The following is a 15,627-nucleotide window of genomic DNA, read 5'->3' as shown; positions in this document are numbered from 1 at the left end:
CCTTCGGGCACCTTCTCCCGATGGAAGACGGGATGTGCGATCTCGGTGCGCGGGGTGATGCGCCCGGACAGCGCCGACTGCTAAACCCCACCCACCCTCGGCAAGGGCGCCGGCACGTTCAACATGCCGCCCGCTGCCACATACGCCGCCAAGGCCTGGCCCTGGCTCAGCAGATGCCCGTGCATCGTGCGCTCTGCGCCTTCGGCGTCGCCGCGACGCACGCACGCCATCAGCTCGCGGTGCTCGGCCAGCGACTGCGCCATGCGTCCGGGCGTCAACAGCTGCCGGCCGCGGTGCATCTTGAGGATGCGGTGCAGATCGTGGGTGACGCGGATCAACCACGGATTGCCGGCGTACTGCTGCACGGTCTCGTGGATCAGGTAATTGTTGCGGTAGTACTCGGCCAGGTCGCCAGCGGTGGCGGCAGCTTCCATTGCCGCGTGCAGCTCTTCCAGGCGTTGCACGCCGGCCACGTCGATGCGCTTGACCGCATCGTGCGCGCAGCGGCCTTCCAGCATCGCCATCACCGGGAACAACTGATTGAGGTCTTCCAGGGTCAGCCGCGTGACCCGGCTGCCGCGGCCGGCGTCCAGCTGCACCAGGCCTTCGGCGGCGAGCAGCTTGAGGCTCTCGCGCAGCGGGGTGCGGCTGATGCCGAGTTCCTCGGCCAGCGCCGGCTCGTCGATCCATTCGCCCGGCGGCAGCGCGTAGTCGTAGATTTTCTGGCGCAGGCGCTCGGCCACTTCCTCGTACAGCGGTACGCGCTTCTTGGCGTTGCGCGAATCAGGGGCGAGGGTCATGGCAGGCGGGTCGTCGATGCTGGCGTGGGGGCGCCCATTCTACCGGGGCGCCCCGACACCCTGCCGGACACGGGCCGGATCACAGCCAGCCCGGCACCACGAACAGCAGCCAGGCCACCAGCGGCCCCAGCAACACCACCAGCCCGCTGTAGACCAGGAAACGGCGGAACAGCGCGTCGCGTTCTTCCTTGGCGGCCGAGGCCACCACCAACGCACCGTTGGTGGAGAACGGGCTGACATCGACGATGGTGGACGATACCGCCAGCGCGCAGATCACCCCGGCCGCACCAAGCTGGCCCTGCATCAGGAACGGCACCGCCAGCGGAATGGTGGCGCCCAGCACCGCCGCCGACGAGGCGAATGCGGAAACGATGCCGCCGACGTAGCAGACCAGCAGCGCCCCCAGCAACGGCATGCCGATATGCGACACGCCGGTGCCGATGTAGTCCACCGCACCGGCCTTTTCCAGCACCGCCACATAGGTGACCACGCCGCTGATCAACAGCACCGTGGACCAGCTGATGCCGTCCACCGCGCCCTTCTGCGCGCTGGGCGAGATCAGCGCCAATGCCACCGCCACGGTGATCGAGACCAGGCCGACGTTGAGGTTGTAGACCAGCGCGGCGATGCCCAGGCCGAGCAGGCCGACCAGCGTGATCACCCGATCGCGCGTGATGGCGACCGCCTCCAGCGCCAGCGGATTGGTCGACAAGGTGCCGCCACCGGCGGCCACCAGCGAACCATGCCCTTCGATCGCGAACGGGCGCTTGGAAGCCTGGTCGTCGGCCACCGCCACATACTGCGCATCGGCCAGCGAGACCTCCTGCCGGCGCATCAGCTTGAGCCCGCCGAAGGCGCAGAAGCAGATGATCGCCATCATCAGATTAAAGCCAAGACTGGTGAGGAACACCGCCATCTCGGTGACGTCCAGCCCGGCCTTTTCCACCACCTTGTTGGTGATGCCGCCATACACGCTGATCGGCGAAAAGCCGCCGCCCTGCGCGCCATGGATCACCAGCAGGCCCATCATCAAGGGATTGATGCGGTACTGCTTGGCAAAGCGCAGCGCCACCGGGCCGATGATGGCTACCGCCGCCGGCCCGAGCGCACCGAAGGCGGTGAGCAGGCCGGTGATGACGAACATCACCCAGGGAATGGCGACGATGCGCCCGCGCACCGCGCGCACCGCCCAGTGCACCAGCAGATCGATGGTGCCGTTCTTCTGCGCGATGGCGAACAGATAGGTGATGCCGACCAGGGTCAGGAACAGGTCGCCCGGAAAGCCGGCCAGCACCTCCTTGCCGTCCAGCCCCACCCACACGCCACCGATGATGAAGGCCAGCGCGAAGGCCACCGCGCCCATGTTGATGGGCAATGCGGTGGCGACGATGAACATGATCACCAAGCCAAGAATCGTTGCAATTTGCGGGGTCATGCGCCCTCCCAGACACCTGATACGCGTACAGCACGGATGGCCACCCGCCACCCAAGGGTTACGCCGTGTGCACCACCTCGACCGTCATGCCGCGCGCTCGCATGCGGCGTTGACCCACTCGACCACCCCGTGGGTACTCTGAAATTCGTCGACCGATCGCGCTTCGCAGCCCGGCACGCGCTCGCGCGCCATGCGCGTCAATGCGCTACCGGGCCCCAGTTCGAGAAACACCCGCGCGCCGCGTTCGGCGGCCTGCACCAGCACCTCGGACCAGCGCACGGTCTGCGCGATCTGTGCGGCCAGCGTGTCCACCACCAGGGCCTGCGTGGTGACGGCACGCGCATCGATGCCGGCCAGCACACGCAGCCTGGGCGCCTGCACGGCCGCATTGTTCAATTCGACGGCGAAGGCGTCGGCGGCCGCCCGCAACCACGGCGTATGCGCCGGCACGCTCACCGGCAACGGCGTGACACGTGCGCCCTGCGCCTGCGCTGCATCGCCCAGTGCCTGCAGCGCCGCCTGCGGGCCACCGAGCACGGCGTGGTCGTCGCCATTGACGATGGCGATGGCCGCGCCATGCGTCCGGCACAGCGCCTCCAGCGTGCGCAGCGGCAGGCCGAGCACCGCCATCAAGCCGGCATGGTCCGGGCTGGCCGCATCCATCAGGCGCGCGCGGGTGGCAGCCAGCTGCAAACAGGTGGCGATCTCCATGCTGCCGGCAACCGCATGCGCGGCCAGCTCGCCGACGCTGTAGCCCAGCACCAACACCGGCGCGGGCAGCTGCGCACGCAGCACCTGCCAGTGCGCCAGCGTGCCGGCGCAGACCAGCGGCTGTGCAATGGCATTGGTGTAGCGGGAGTTGTCTGCGGCCAGCGTTTGCGCCGAGGCGCCAAGCAGCTCGCTCGCGGCAGCGATTACCTCGGCCGCGGCAGGCGCATCGGCAACCCGCGCGAACATCGCGGCGTGCTGCCCACCCTGGCCGGGACAGAGCACAGCCAGGCTCATTGGATGGCCTGCTTGCAAAAAATGCTGTGCCTTGTGCGAGCGTGACCCTCATTCGCGCTGCGGGCATTTTGTTCCGTGACCAAGACAAGCACGCCGTTCACTGAGGCAGTGCGAAGGGCCGCGCCGCCACACGCCTGCATGGACGTTGCCTTCGCAGGTGCCAGTGGTCGACACAGGCTCATGCCGTCTCCTGACAGTGCAGGAACCAGGCGCAGGCCAGCAGATCGGCGCTGCCGCCCGGGCTCAGGCGACGCGCGACGAATTGCCTGCCGATGGCGTGCAGGCACGCGCGCCACTGCGGATGCGCGATGCCGCCATCGGCCAGAAACGCATGCGCCTGCGCCTTTGCGTAAGCCAGCCCGTCTTGCCCGCCGCGATGCAGCAGGTTGAGATCGTCGACCTCGGCAACCAGGCGCATCAAGGTCTGCGCCAGTGCGGCCTCGCGCGTGGCGCCGCTGCGCAATGCACTCCGCAGTGACGGCAATGCGATCTCGCGCAGCAATGGATACCCGGCCGCGGCCTGTTCGCGCACGCCACTGATCCGGAACGCCGCACGCGCACGCTGGCCATTGCTGCGTGGATCCAGCGGCGCGGCCCGCAATGCATCGCGCCAGACCTGCACCGCGCTGCAGACTGCTTCGCCAGCAGGGGCATGCCCATGCACGGCACGCAAGCGCGCCGCCTGCGCAGTGAGCAAGCCCAGGCTGAAGATCGCACCGCGGTGGGTGTTGATGCCGCCGGTGGCGCGCAGCATCGCCGCTTCGGCCGCGATGCCGAGCTGGCGCAATTGCTCGAACGGCGCGTTGTCGATACCGGCCTGTGCAACCGCGACGAAGTAGCCGCGCAGGGCGAACAGGCTGCGCAGGAATGTCGACGCGTCCATATCGGCATGGCTGCCGCTGTCGAACGGCGTGACCAGGCCGGGCTTGGGCGCGCAGCCGAGTTCCGCATGCAGGGCGGCGACCGCCAGCCGCCCCAGCCGATGCGCCAGCGCGCTGGCGGTGCCGGCTTCAGGATGCGATGCGTGTTGTCGGGCTGCACTGCCTTGCAGCTCGCCATGCGTGCGTGCAGCGCGCGATGGCGCATGCACGCGGTTCGAACCAGCGCCTGCCGGGGCAAGGCGCAGTAGCGGCTGCGGCGGTACGTCGTGCGCCGCTGCCGGTGTCGGTGCGAGCGTCGATTCGCGATCGGCACGAATCAGGTGCGTCGATTGGCTGACCGCATCAACCAGGGATGGTGCGATGCCCGTTTGCTTGGCTCCTGTCACTGGCCGCTGCCGCTCCACCGCGTTGCAAGGCGTCACGGAACGCCTGGCATCGGCAGTGCGTTCGACCAGCGTGCTCATGCCGCGCTCCACACCGGAAACAGCGCGCTGCGCGGCAGCAAGCGGCAGCCGTTGGTGGACTTCACCAAGACCTGTTGCGCGCTGCCGGCGTACTCGCGCCAGTTCACCGCGGTGTCGTCGGGCAGCAGCAGTTCGCCGTCTGCGCGCAGCCCGTGGCGCTGTTCCCAGCGCTGCAGCACTGTCACCACTGCCTGCGCCCGCTCGGGTGTGGCAATGGACCACAACAGGTCCAGATCCGATTGCGCGTGCACATACGCAAGCCCGGTCAGGGCCTGCCACGCGAAGCTGCCGAAGACGCGCGGCTGCAGGGCGTTGGCATTGCACTCGATCAGCAAGGCCTGCAGTGCACGCTGCGTTGCGGCGGGTGCGGCTGCGATCACCGCGTCCAGCGCCAATGGCGCGGTGCTGCGCGCGACCTCGTCCAGGCCGGCGCTCAGTGCCAGGCGCTGCTTGCCTTCGTCTGGCGGCAAGGGCACGCCCAGCCGAAGGCTGCCGGGTGCCTCGCTGCCATCGCCACGCGCCACCACTGCCGGCAGACTTGCAGCAAACCACTGCTGCAGCCGTGGCTGCGCACCCGGCGTCAGCGCTTGCCAGCGCGCGCCGGGATGCAGCCACACCAGTGCGTGGCGGCCGGGCATGCTCAGGCCTCGCCCGCGGCCACGGCCGCAGCGACATCGCGCGCCAGGGTGCGCCCGCCACGCTGCGCGCCACGTGCCCGGCGTTGATCGCCATCGCTGGGCGCGGCCAGGGCATCGAGCAGCGCCTGCGCCAGATCGCCATCCCAGAGCGACTCCACCGCGCCCATGCGCACGTAGTTTTCCACGCCGGGCGCGAACACCGGCGAGCTCTTGCTCAGCGCCTGCAAGGTGTCCACGCTCTGCTTGGTGACGCGCGCCATCGCGCGCAGATCCATCACGCGGATCTGCGCATCCGGCAATGCGTGGATATGGTCGGCCATCAGACCGAACGACAGAAAGCCGCCGCTGACCGATTCGCCATACACCAGCGTGACCAGCCGCGCGCCGCGCTTGCGTGCCAGATCCAGCGTGCGTGCCAGATGCGCGAAATAGCCGTTGATGCCGAGTAGTTCGTCGCGGCGCGCTAGCCGTTGCCCGGCGGTATCGGCCAGCATCACGATCGGCCGCTGCGGATGCGCGCGCGTGCTCGCCAACACGGTCGCCGCCAGTGCCAGCGCGTGGTCCACGCCGACTTCCAGCTTGTTGGCGGTGCCGATCACGGTGACCTCGCCTGCGGCCGTGGTGGCACTGCCGGTGAGCACATCGTCGTTGCGGGCGATGGCGTGGCCGAGCGGAAACAGCTGGTCCAGCAGTTGGCTCAGTTCCATGGCGTGCTCCGGTCGGCGGTGGCGGCGAGGAAGGCGTCGGTGTCCAGCAGCGGCAGGCGCTGCGCCTCGACGATGCCCTGCCGCTGCCAGATTTCCAGGCCGTCGCGGCAATCGCCATAGGCGGCGATGCGCGCGGACAACTGCTGCTGTGCAAGTTCCAGCGCCTGCAATGCGGCCTCGCCTTCCGGCTCAGTCAGCGTGTCCAGCGCCTGCACGGCGGCCTCGGCGAATGCGGCGATGCGGTCGGCCAACAGCGTCTGCGCCTCGCCCAGCAGATAGCGGTGCTTGCCGCCGGTGATGCGCCACACCAGGGCGCGATCACGCGCGTCGAACTCCTCCACACCGCGCACGGTTTCGATCACGTCCGGGCCGGACAGCGACAGGCGGCCTTCTTCGGACATGATCACCGCGCTGCAGCAGCGCGCCACGATGCCCATGCCGCCGAAGGCGCCGTTACCGCTGCCGATCAAGGCCAGCACCGGCACGCCGGCGGCGCGCGTGTTCAAGGTGGCGCGCATGATTTCGGAGATGGCGATCAGGCCAGCGTTGGCTTCGTGTAGACGCACGCCGCCGGTGTCGAGCAGCAACAGCACCGCCGCCGGCTGCGTGGCAGCGGCGCGCTCGAGCAGGCCGGTGAGCTTGGCACCGTGCACCTCGCCGACGCCGCCGCCCATGAAGGCGCCTTGCTGCGCGGCGATCAGCACGTTACGCCCGCGTAACATACCTTCGCCGACGACGATGCCGTCATCGAAGGCGCCGGGCGTGTCCAGCTGGGCCAGGTGCGGGCTGATCAGGCGACGGCGCGGACCGACGAATTCGTGGAAGCTGCCGGCATCCAGCACGCCATCGATACGCTCGCGCGCATCGGCCTCGTAATAGCTGCGCTCGGCCATGGGAATGGTGGTGCTCATACGTATCTCCCAACGACATGCGTAGGAGCGCACCCGGGCGCGACTGCAGCGTTACCGGGAAAGCCCGTCGCGCCCTGGTGCGCTCCTACAAGATTGCTGCGCTCGGCACTATCGACAGTGGTGCTCCCCACGACGCGCGTAGGAGCGCACCCGGGCGCGACTGCGGCGTTACCAGGAAAGCCCGTCGCGCCCTGGTGCGCTCCTACGGGATTGCTGCGCTCGGCACTATCGACAGTGGTGCTCTCGACGACGCGCGTAGGAGCGCACCCGGGCGCGACTGCGGCGTTACCGGGAACGCCCGTCGCGCCCTGGTGCGCTCCTACGGGATTGCTGCGCTCGGCACTATCGACAGTGGTGCTCTCGACGACGCGCGTAGGAGCGCACCCGGGCGCGACTGCGGCGTTACCGGGAAAGCCCGGCGCGCCCTGGTGCGCTCCTACGGGGTGAGAGGGGTGGCTCATGCGGCGGCTCCCTGCAGGACGTCCAGCGCCTGCTCCAGGCGCAGGCTCACCACCGCCGGCGTGGCGCCGACATCGTTGATGCTGATGCGCACATCGCGCAGCGGATGGCGCGCGGCGAAATCGTCCAGCACCGCCTGCCAGATGGTGCCGAACCCGCGCGCGGCGGTGAGGATCTCGATCTCCATCGCGCCGTCCAGCGGCACGCGCTCGACCAGCACTTCCAGGTTGCCGGAGGCGACCACGCCGACCAGCGCATGGTCCAGCCCGGCGCGTGCGCCATGCTGACCATCGAAGCGATACCGCAGGGTTTCCATGCTGTGCCCCTACCAGTTGCGAAAACGTTTCGGCGGGTCGTACAACCCACCGGACCAGCGCACCAGGTCCTTGACCGTGCGCGCGGCGAGCAGGTCGCGCGTGGCATCGCGTGGACGAATCCCTAAGTCTTCCGGCCGCTTGATGACGCCGCGATCGCGCAGGTTTTCCACCGCGCGCTTGTCGCGGCCCAGGCCGACGGCGGTGTAACCGGACACGCCACGGATGGCCTGCTCGCGCTCTTCGGCGCTGCGGCACAGCAACAGGTTGGCGATGCCTTCTTCGGTCAGCACGTGGCTGACGTCGTCGCCGTAGATCATCACCGGCGGCAGCGGCATGTTGGCGCGCTCGGCCAGCTCCCAGGCATCGAGCCTGTCGACGAAGGCCGGCGCCATGTGCTCGCGGAAGGTTTCCACCATCTGCACCACCAGCTTGCGTCCGCGCGGCATCTCGCCGGGGCGCGCCGCCTCGCGCCCGGCCTTGAGCCAGGCGTCGCTGGCGTGCCGGCGGCCACGCGCGTCCGAGCCCATGTTGGGCGCGCCGCCGAAACCGGCGATGCGGTCGCGCGTGGCGGTGGAGCTGTTGCCCTGCAGATCGATCTGCAGGGTGGAGCCGATGAACATGTCGCAGGCATACAAGCCGGCGGTCTGCGACAACGCACGATTGGAGCGCATGCTGCCGTCGGCACCGGTAAAGAAGATGTCCGGGCGTGCGGCGATGTAGGCCTCCATGCCCAGTTCCGAACCGAACGAATGCACCGAGTGCACGAAGCCCGATTCGATCGCCGGGATCAGCGCCGGATGCGGATTGAGCGCCCAGTGCCGGCAGATCTTGCCCTTCAGCCCCAGCGATTCGGCATAGGTGGGCAGCAACAATTCGATCGCGGCGGTGTCGAAGCCGATGCCGTGGTTGAGCCGGTCCACGCCGTATTCGGCGTAGATGCCCTTGATCGCCATCATCGCCATCAGCACCTGGATCTCGGAGATCTGCGCCGGGTCGCGGGTGAACAGCGGTTCGATGTAGTTGGGCCTGGGCGCCTGGGTGACGAAGTCCACCCAGTCGGCCGGGATGTCCACGCGCGGCAGCGTGTCGACGATCTCGTTGACCTGCGCAATCACGATACCGCCCTTGAACGCGGTGGCCTCCACGATCACCGGGGTGTCTTCGGTATTCGGGCCGGTGTAGAGATTGCCGTGGCGGTCGGCGGCCTGCGCGGTGACCAGCGCGATGCGCGGGGTCAGGTCGATGAAATAGCGGCCGAACAATTCCAGGTAGGTGTGGATGGCGCCGATCTCGATGCGGCCCTCGCCGACCAGCCCGGCCAGGCGCGCGGCCTGCGGGCCGGAGAACGAGAAGTCCAGCCGCTTGGCGATGCCGCGCTCGAACACGTCCAGATGCGCGGGCAGCGACAACACCGATTGCACCATGTGCAGGTCGTGCACGCGCGCCGGGTCCACCTCGGTGAGGCAGCGCGCCAGGAAGTCGGCCTGCTTCTGGTTGTTGCCTTCCAGGCAGACGCGGTCGCCGGGTTCGATCACCGCCTCCAGCAGCGCCACCACGTCGTTGGGGGCCACCACGCGCCCCTGCGGCGCCAGGGCTGCGGCGCGCTGCAGGCGCTGGCGCCGGCTTTCGGCCTGGGTGTCCCACTGTCGACTCATGCGTCTGCCTCACCGGGCCAAGCCCGTAATGTCGAAGTAATTACATCGTAATTATGGAGGCCGGCTGTGTCCAGCCGCGTTGCAGCCTGGGCGGCAGGGATAGCCAGGCCGGTCAGCCGGGCGACAGGCAGGCGCTTGCGGACCAGTACACTTCGATATATCTTTTCGCCATACTTCGATATATCGAATGACGATGCGCTCCCACCACGACGACCTGCCGAGCGAGCTCGATCCATCCGCAGCGCCCAGTGCGACGCGTCGCGGTGGCGCCGGGCGCGCACGGCCTCTGGAACATGGCGACCTGCGCTTGCTGCTGCTGGCGCTGATCGAGCAACAGCCGCGCCATGGCTACGAATTGATGCGGCAGATCACTGCGCTGTTCAAAGGCCTGTACACGCCCAGTGCGGGCGCCATCTATCCGGCGCTGGCGCAGCTTGAAGCCGATGGCTGGGTGCAGGCCGCGCTGGACGAAGGACGCAAGCGCTATCAGGTCACCGCCTCCGGCCGTACGTATGCGGCGCAGCACCGCGATGCACTGGATGCGGCACTGGCCCGCACCCACCGCCGCGCGCGCGAGCTGATCAAGGCACAGACCCCGGCACCGATTCGCGAGGCCATCCACCGCATCAAGCACAGTCTGTTTGCGCGGCACGGGCAATGGACGGATGCAGAAACCACACGCATTGCCGCGCTACTCAACGCCGCCGCTGACGGCATGGAGCGCGACGACGGCTGAGTACGTCTATCGCCGTGATCCGAAGCCAACCGATACCGGTTTGAATGCGACTTGCGGCAGTGACGCGTCATCGCGGTGGTTGCGTTGCGCGGCGTCAGTGGCATGCATGCATTGCTGTCCCTGCGCTGTTCTGCGATTTGATCAGCGTGTCGCTGCACGACATCGACCTTGCTTGGTTGGCAGATGCACGCGGCTTCGCCCGCACCCATCCCCCCTGCGGGGCACCTTCTCCCGATGGGAGAAGACTGAGCAACACCCGCTGTTCTTTGCCAGCTCGCTGGCCAGATCGTCGCATCACCGTTTGCAGTCACTCCCCCGCCGCGCATCTGCGCGCCACATCCAGGAATCGCACTACATGGCCATCCACACCCACACCCAACTCCGCCGCGATCCGCGCCTGCGCTCCGTGCAGGTGGTGCGTTGCGAATCGCTGACGCCGCAGATGCGCCGCATCGTGTTTGGCGGCAGCGAGCTTGCCGGTTTTCAGAGCGAGGCACCGGACGATCACGTCAAGCTGTTCTTCCCCAATGCCGATGGCGCCTTCGTGCTGCCGACGATGACGCCGGAGGGCCCGCGCTATGCCGAAGGCGCGCTGCCCTCGCCCGGCCGCGATTACACCCCGCGCGCATTCGATCCGCAAAGCGGCGAGCTGAGCATCGACTTCGTGCTGCACGGCGACGGCGTGGCCTCCAGCTGGGCGGCGCAGGCACAGCCCGGCGACACGCTGAAGATCGGCGGCCCGCGCGGCTCGTTCCTGGTTGCCGACGACTACGACCACTACGTACTGATCGGCGATGAAACCGCGCTGCCCGCGATCGGCCGCTGGCTGGAAGCGATGCCCGCCGACATGCATGCAGAGGTCTTTATCGAAATTGCCGATGCGGCCGAGCGCCAGGAGCTGCTCAGCGCCGCCGAGGTGGAGGTGTATTGGCTGGAACGCAACGGCTTCGATGCCGCCAGCAGCACGTTGCTGGAAGACAGCCTGCGCGATTACGAGCCGCACGACGGCGACACGTTCTACTGGATCGGTACTGAATCCATGCGCGCGCGTGCGATGCGCAAGTTTCTGGAAGAGCACATGGGCGTGGACAAGGACTCGGTGCGCGCGAAGGGCTACTGGAAGGCGAATCCTGCTGCGGAGTGAGGCGTTGGCGTGCGCATCGTGGCGGGGCGGAGGGTGGAGCTGTCGCGGCCTGGGCCGCTCTTACAAAAGTCGGGCGGTTACGCTCAAGCAAAAGCCCGCCGATTGGCGGGCTTTCGCGTTCCGCACATCGGTGCGATCGCTCGCACCGATGCATCGACTGCGCTGCGCCTTACTTGGCAGCAGCAGCGTCACCGGCCTTGGCCTGCAGGGCTTCGGTGGTGATGCGGATTTTCACTTCGTCGCTGACGTTCGGGGCGTACTGGCCCACGCCGAAGTCGGTGCGCTTGATGGTGGTGGTGGCGTCGAAACCGGCGGCCGGCACCTTCTTCATCGGGTGCTCGCCGGCACCGTTGAGGGTGACGTCCAGCACGACCGGCTTGGTCTGATCCTTGATGGTCAGATCGCCGGTGACGGTCAGCTTGTTGGGGCCGGCCGCTTCGACCTTGGTGCTCTTGAAGGTGGCGGTCGGGAACTTGGCCGCGTCGAAGAAGTCACCGCTCTTCAGGTGCTCGTCGAACTTGGCGGTGAAGCTGTTCAGGCCCGACAGCGGCAGGGTGACCTGCACGGTGGACTTGGTCACGTCGGCCGCGTCGTACACCAGGGTGCCGTCGACATTGCCGAAATGCGCGCTCGGGTTGGAGAAGCCGAAGTGGCTCCACTGCGCGATCACGTCGGTGTGGCTCGGATCCAGCGTGTAGGTGCCGGAGGCCACTTCCACGGCCGGCGCGGTCGAGGCAGCCGGCGCAGCAGCCGGGGCCGGGGTGGTGGCAGCGGCATCGGCCGGTGCGGTGGCGGCCGGGGTTTCAGCGGCCGGCGCGGCGGCGTTGTCGGCCGGCTTGGAGCAGGCGGCGATGGCCAGGGTCAGGGCGAGCGGCAGCAACAGTTTGTGGGTGGTCTTCATTGAAACTCCTTGAGATGAGGGACCGCATTGGATCAACGCGGATGGAACAGACGCAGACGGACGAGGACTGCAGGAAAATCGAAACAGGCGCCCGGGGCGGATTGCACAAGGCGCGGTCGTCAGGTGGTGCGGGTGGCGCGCCCCGAAGCCGGAGTGTACGTGGCTCCTGCCTGCCGGAGCGCCGGCTGCGCCCGCCCGACGGTGCGCGCAGCCGCGGTGCCAGCCGCTGTTACTCGATGCGTGCGGCTTCGTCGAAGCTCAGCCGCGGTAGCCGCGGGAACAGCCCGGCCGGATCGCCATAGCCCAGATTGACCAGGAAGTTGGACTTGATCGGCGTGCCGGCAAAGAACGCCGCATCCACCTTGTCATTGTCGAAGCCGGACATCGGGCCGGCATCCAGACCCAGCGCACGCGCGGCCAGGATCAGGTAGGCGCCCTGCAGCGAGCTGTTACGGAACGCGCCGGATACGCGCATCTCGCGCGAGCCTTCGAACCAGCTCTTGGCATCGGCATGCGGGAACAGGTACGGCAGTTTTTCGTGAAATTGCTCATCGGAGCCGATGATTACCGTGACCGGCGCGGCCAGCGTCTTGATGGCATTGGCCTCGGACAGTGCCGGCTTGAGCTTCTGCTTGCCCTCCGGCGTGGTCACGAACACGAAACGCGCCGGCGACCCGTTGGCGGCGGTCGGGCCCCACTTCAGCAGATCGTAGAGCTCGCGCAGCTGCGCCTCGCTGACCGGCTTGTCGAGAAAGGCGTTTTGCGTGCGGGCGGTGCGAAACAGCTGATCCAGCGCGGCAGCGTCGAGCAAGTCGGACATGGAGACTCCGGGAAGCAAGGGAATGGGCGACAGTAGGGTGCAGCACCGGCGCCAGCGTGAAGACCCGCAGTGTAGAGTGACGCGATTGCGGCAACACACGCTCAATCTGAAACAAATCTATGTCGGATCTGAAACGATGGCGCTGACCTGGGCGGTCAGCGACGGCCGCGCCGGCAATGCACGCCAGGCCGAGGCCTTGGCGCAGGCGCTGCACTCCGCACCGGTCACGGCGCTGCATCTGCAGGCCCGCGCGCCATGGCGTTGGGCCGCACCGCGCCTGTTGCCGGGCGCGCAGGCGGCATTTGGATCCGGCTTCGCCCGGCAATTGCAGCAGCCGCCGGCGCTGGCGATCGGCTGCGGGCGCCAGGCCGCGCTGGCCACCCGGCTGCTGCGCACGCGCGGCAGCCAGGTGGTGCAACTGCTGGATCCGCGCCTGGACCCGCGCCACTGGGATCTGCTGGTCGTGCCCGAGCACGATGCGCTGCGTGGCGCCAACGTGCTCACCCTGCTCGGCAGCCTGCACCCGGTGGACGATGCCTGGCTGGCCGCCGGGCGCACCGCCTTCGCCGCGCTCGGCGTGCAGCCCGGCCCGCGCCTGGCGCTGTTGATCGGCGGCCCCACCACGCAGCTGCCCTGGACCACCGAAGCGCTTGCGGCACTGTGCACGCACCTGCGCGCGCAGGTGCTCGCCGCCGGCGGCAGCCTGCTGGTCACCACCTCACGACGCACGCCGCCCGAGGCGATCGCAACGCTGCGCAAGCTGCATGCAGGCCTGCCAGGCCTGCTGTGGTGCGACGAGCACGACGGGCCCAACCCATACGCCGGCCTGCTGGGCTGGGCCGATGCAATCGTGGCCAGTGCCGACTCGGTCAACCTGCTCTCCGAAGCCTGCGCCACGCGGGTCCCGGTGGCAGCGGCGTTTGCCGGACAGGCGCAGGGACGGGTGGCGACGTATGTGCGGGCACTGCAGGCGCGTGGCCGTCTGTGCGATGCCGGCGATGTTTTCGCAGCGCCGCCGCAGCTGCATCCATTGCGCGAAACCCAGCGCATCGCCGCACTGGTGCGTGCGCGCCTGCACGTATGATGGTGCCGCCGCCGATGCCACCGGGCAGACACAAGGACGCTGCACTCCCCATGCAACTTGCACATAAACGGCGCGGTTGGCCTGCAACGGCGCTGCTGCTCGTCTCCCTGACGTGCGCACTCCCCGCCTTCGCCGCGCCGGTGTGCACTCCGCACTATCCAACGCCCGCCACGCTGGCGGCGATGTTCGACATGGCCAGGTCCACCCAACAGGCGCTGGATGCAGTGGACGGTGCGCAGGTCGTGCTGCTGGCACGCGGCGGCCAGGATCTGAGCCGCTATGGTCTGAAACACAGCCATCTGGCTTTCGCGCTACGCGAGGACGACGGCACCTGGCGGGTGAAACACCTGCTCAATCACTGCAAGTCGGACAACTCCGCGCTGTATCACGAGGGCCTGAGCAACTTCATCGGCGAAACTGCCCTCACTGCCGATCTGCGCGTTGGCGTGCCGGCACCGGCGCTGCAGCAGCAACTGCGCACGTTGCTGCAGGATCCGGCCACGCTGGCACATGCGCTGCACGAGGCGCGCTACAGCATGATCGCCTACCCGTTCTCCACCGATTATCAGAATTCCAACCAGTGGGTGCTCGAAGTACTGGCGGCGGCATTGGCGGCGACCAACGCAGCAGAGGCGACAGCTGCACCGGTGAGCGATCGACGCAGCGCGCAAGCCTGGCTCAAACGCAATGGCTACCAACCTACGCGCCTGCATCTGGATCTGAGCAAGCGCATCGGCGCCCGTTTCTTCGTCGCCAATGCCGCAGTGACCGACCATCCCGCCGGCGAGCGCATCTCCGGCAATTATTCGGTGATCACGGTCGAGTCGGTGTTCGATTTCCTGCAGCAGCAACACATGCTGCAGCAGGACCAAGCCATTCCACACAGCGTTGCCACGCACGGAGCATCTCCATGAACATCCCTCTTCGATCTGCCGGCCTCGGGCTGCTGCTGGCCATCTCGTTTGGCCAGCCGATGCAGGCCCGTGCGGGCCTGACCACGATCACCCGTGGCGATGCCTCGGCGATGTCGGCGATCCTGGTGATCTCCGCGCCGTACTTTGTGTCGTTGGCGCTGGGCCATAGTGCAATCGCAGGCTCGGAAGCCTTGAGCGACGCATCGCACAAGGCCTCGGCCGGGCCATTGCCGCCAATGCGGGTGAAGTCGGTGGAAAAAAAGACTGACGGCGGCTGCCAGGTGCAGTTGCAGGATCCGGCAAACGCCGAGAACACCGCGCTGCTGCGCTGGCCGGCCCGCCAGGACGATCCGACTGCGGGCTTTCGCGTTGGCGAGACGGTGACCTTCCAGCCGAGCCCGGCTGGTGCAGGCTGGACGGTGCAATCGCCCCAAGGCCAGGCGCTGGCATTCGTGCCGACCGCAGAATCCGCCGCGCAGAACAGCAGCACCACCTGGTGATGCAGGGAAGCCGCTTGCCGACGCTGTCGGCCAGGATGGCGCGTCACTGACGCACCGTTGCGGATACGGCGCTATGTGCCGTGCGCGCAGAGGCATTTTCCACTGTCTGCCGAACTGCCTGCGCGATGGCTTGTTGATCACCGACGCGTACGGCCACGTGCCGTTGCAGAACCTTGGCGCGCCGATGCGTGGCACGCATATACGCACGCAGGTAATTGCCAGCGTGCTGATCGCGCCGTAATCGGTAACGCTATAG

The 15,627-nt window shown here is 67.9% G+C and carries 16 protein-coding genes; 5 read left to right on the top strand and 11 right to left on the bottom strand.

All coding sequences use genetic code 11. The annotated features are described in order from the left end of the window. Positions 1-80 precede the first annotated feature (80 nt). The 9 genes from AC1PLS_RS02985 to mdcA form a co-directional block, all read right to left on the bottom strand. Positions 81-800 (bottom strand): GntR family transcriptional regulator, encoded by a 720-nt coding sequence (locus tag AC1PLS_RS02985; protein ID WP_065032179.1) that lies wholly within the window; start codon positions 798-800, stop codon positions 81-83. Between the two features lie 79 nt (positions 801-879). Then, the gene (locus AC1PLS_RS02980; RefSeq protein ID WP_024937865.1) at positions 880-2,235 is read right to left on the bottom strand and encodes an SLC13 family permease; all 1,356 of its coding nucleotides are present in this window, start codon (positions 2,233-2,235) and stop codon (positions 880-882) included. A gap of 84 nt (positions 2,236-2,319) precedes the next feature. After that, positions 2,320-3,240 (bottom strand): malonate decarboxylase subunit epsilon, encoded by a 921-nt coding sequence (mdcH, locus tag AC1PLS_RS02975; protein WP_481104185.1) that lies wholly within the window; start codon positions 3,238-3,240, stop codon positions 2,320-2,322. 178 nt (positions 3,241-3,418) lie between these two features. Further along, positions 3,419-4,231: a triphosphoribosyl-dephospho-CoA synthase MdcB gene (gene mdcB, locus AC1PLS_RS02970; RefSeq protein ID WP_184432965.1), complete on the bottom strand. Its 813-nt coding sequence runs from the start codon at positions 4,229-4,231 to the stop codon at positions 3,419-3,421. Between the two features lie 350 nt (positions 4,232-4,581). Continuing rightward, positions 4,582-5,223 (bottom strand): malonate decarboxylase holo-[acyl-carrier-protein] synthase, encoded by a 642-nt coding sequence (mdcG, locus tag AC1PLS_RS02965; RefSeq protein WP_184432271.1) that lies wholly within the window; start codon positions 5,221-5,223, stop codon positions 4,582-4,584. A gap of 2 nt (positions 5,224-5,225) precedes the next feature. After that, positions 5,226-5,930 carry a biotin-independent malonate decarboxylase subunit gamma gene (gene mdcE / locus AC1PLS_RS02960; protein ID WP_102254926.1) on the bottom strand — a complete coding sequence of 235 codons (705 nt, stop codon included), beginning with the start codon at positions 5,928-5,930 and terminating at the stop codon, positions 5,226-5,228. Further along, positions 5,921-6,823 carry a biotin-independent malonate decarboxylase subunit beta gene (locus AC1PLS_RS02955; protein ID WP_184432962.1) on the bottom strand — a complete coding sequence of 301 codons (903 nt, stop codon included), beginning with the start codon at positions 6,821-6,823 and terminating at the stop codon, positions 5,921-5,923. Before AC1PLS_RS02955 ends, mdcE begins: the two co-directional genes overlap by 10 nt. A 475-nt stretch (positions 6,824-7,298) precedes the next feature. Then, on the bottom strand, positions 7,299-7,616 hold the full coding sequence (gene mdcC / locus AC1PLS_RS02950; protein ID WP_016902872.1) for a malonate decarboxylase acyl carrier protein: 318 nt from the start codon (positions 7,614-7,616) through the stop codon (positions 7,299-7,301). 9 nt (positions 7,617-7,625) lie between these two features. Next, positions 7,626-9,272: a malonate decarboxylase subunit alpha gene (mdcA, locus tag AC1PLS_RS02945; protein ID WP_478203486.1), complete on the bottom strand. Its 1,647-nt coding sequence runs from the start codon at positions 9,270-9,272 to the stop codon at positions 7,626-7,628. A 193-nt stretch (positions 9,273-9,465) separates the two neighbouring features. Here mdcA and AC1PLS_RS02940 point away from each other — a divergent pair, with 193 nt between their 5' ends. Beyond that, on the top strand, positions 9,466-10,008 hold the full coding sequence (locus tag AC1PLS_RS02940) for a PadR family transcriptional regulator (RefSeq protein ID WP_481104471.1): 543 nt from the start codon (positions 9,466-9,468) through the stop codon (positions 10,006-10,008). 355 nt (positions 10,009-10,363) lie between these two features. After that, positions 10,364-11,152 (top strand): siderophore-interacting protein, encoded by a 789-nt coding sequence (locus tag AC1PLS_RS02935; protein WP_104593766.1) that lies wholly within the window; start codon positions 10,364-10,366, stop codon positions 11,150-11,152. A gap of 169 nt (positions 11,153-11,321) precedes the next feature. On the opposite strand, the gene AC1PLS_RS02930 is transcribed toward AC1PLS_RS02935, so the two are convergent. Both AC1PLS_RS02930 and AC1PLS_RS02925 read right to left on the bottom strand, forming a co-directional pair. Then, a complete protein-coding gene (locus AC1PLS_RS02930) occupies positions 11,322-12,053 on the bottom strand; it encodes a YceI family protein (RefSeq protein ID WP_080716308.1) in 732 nt (243 codons plus the stop codon). Positions 12,054-12,282: 229 nt separating this feature from the next. Next, the gene (locus AC1PLS_RS02925; protein WP_481104184.1) at positions 12,283-12,873 is read right to left on the bottom strand and encodes a malonic semialdehyde reductase; all 591 of its coding nucleotides are present in this window, start codon (positions 12,871-12,873) and stop codon (positions 12,283-12,285) included. A 136-nt stretch (positions 12,874-13,009) separates the two neighbouring features. On the opposite strand from AC1PLS_RS02925, the gene AC1PLS_RS02920 reads away from it, so the two are divergent. Genes AC1PLS_RS02920 through AC1PLS_RS02910 form a run of 3 tightly spaced genes read left to right on the top strand, consistent with a single transcriptional unit; the run spans position 13,010 to position 15,371 of the window. Beyond that, the gene (locus AC1PLS_RS02920) at positions 13,010-13,957 is read left to right on the top strand and encodes a mitochondrial fission ELM1 family protein (RefSeq protein ID WP_184432273.1); all 948 of its coding nucleotides are present in this window, start codon (positions 13,010-13,012) and stop codon (positions 13,955-13,957) included. 50 nt (positions 13,958-14,007) lie between these two features. Further along, complete coding sequence (locus tag AC1PLS_RS02915) at positions 14,008-14,871, top strand: DUF2145 domain-containing protein (protein ID WP_166771628.1); 864 nt, start codon at positions 14,008-14,010, stop codon at positions 14,869-14,871. Continuing rightward, on the top strand, positions 14,868-15,371 hold the full coding sequence (locus AC1PLS_RS02910) for a hypothetical protein (RefSeq protein ID WP_126965236.1): 504 nt from the start codon (positions 14,868-14,870) through the stop codon (positions 15,369-15,371). Before AC1PLS_RS02915 ends, AC1PLS_RS02910 begins: the two co-directional genes overlap by 4 nt. Positions 15,372-15,627: the final 256 nt, after the last annotated feature.

This window comes from Xanthomonas sp. NCPPB 3218 (assembly GCF_056725185.1).
The sequence above is the reverse complement of the archived record's forward strand: the minus strand, read 5'-3'. Positions and strand labels throughout refer to the sequence as shown.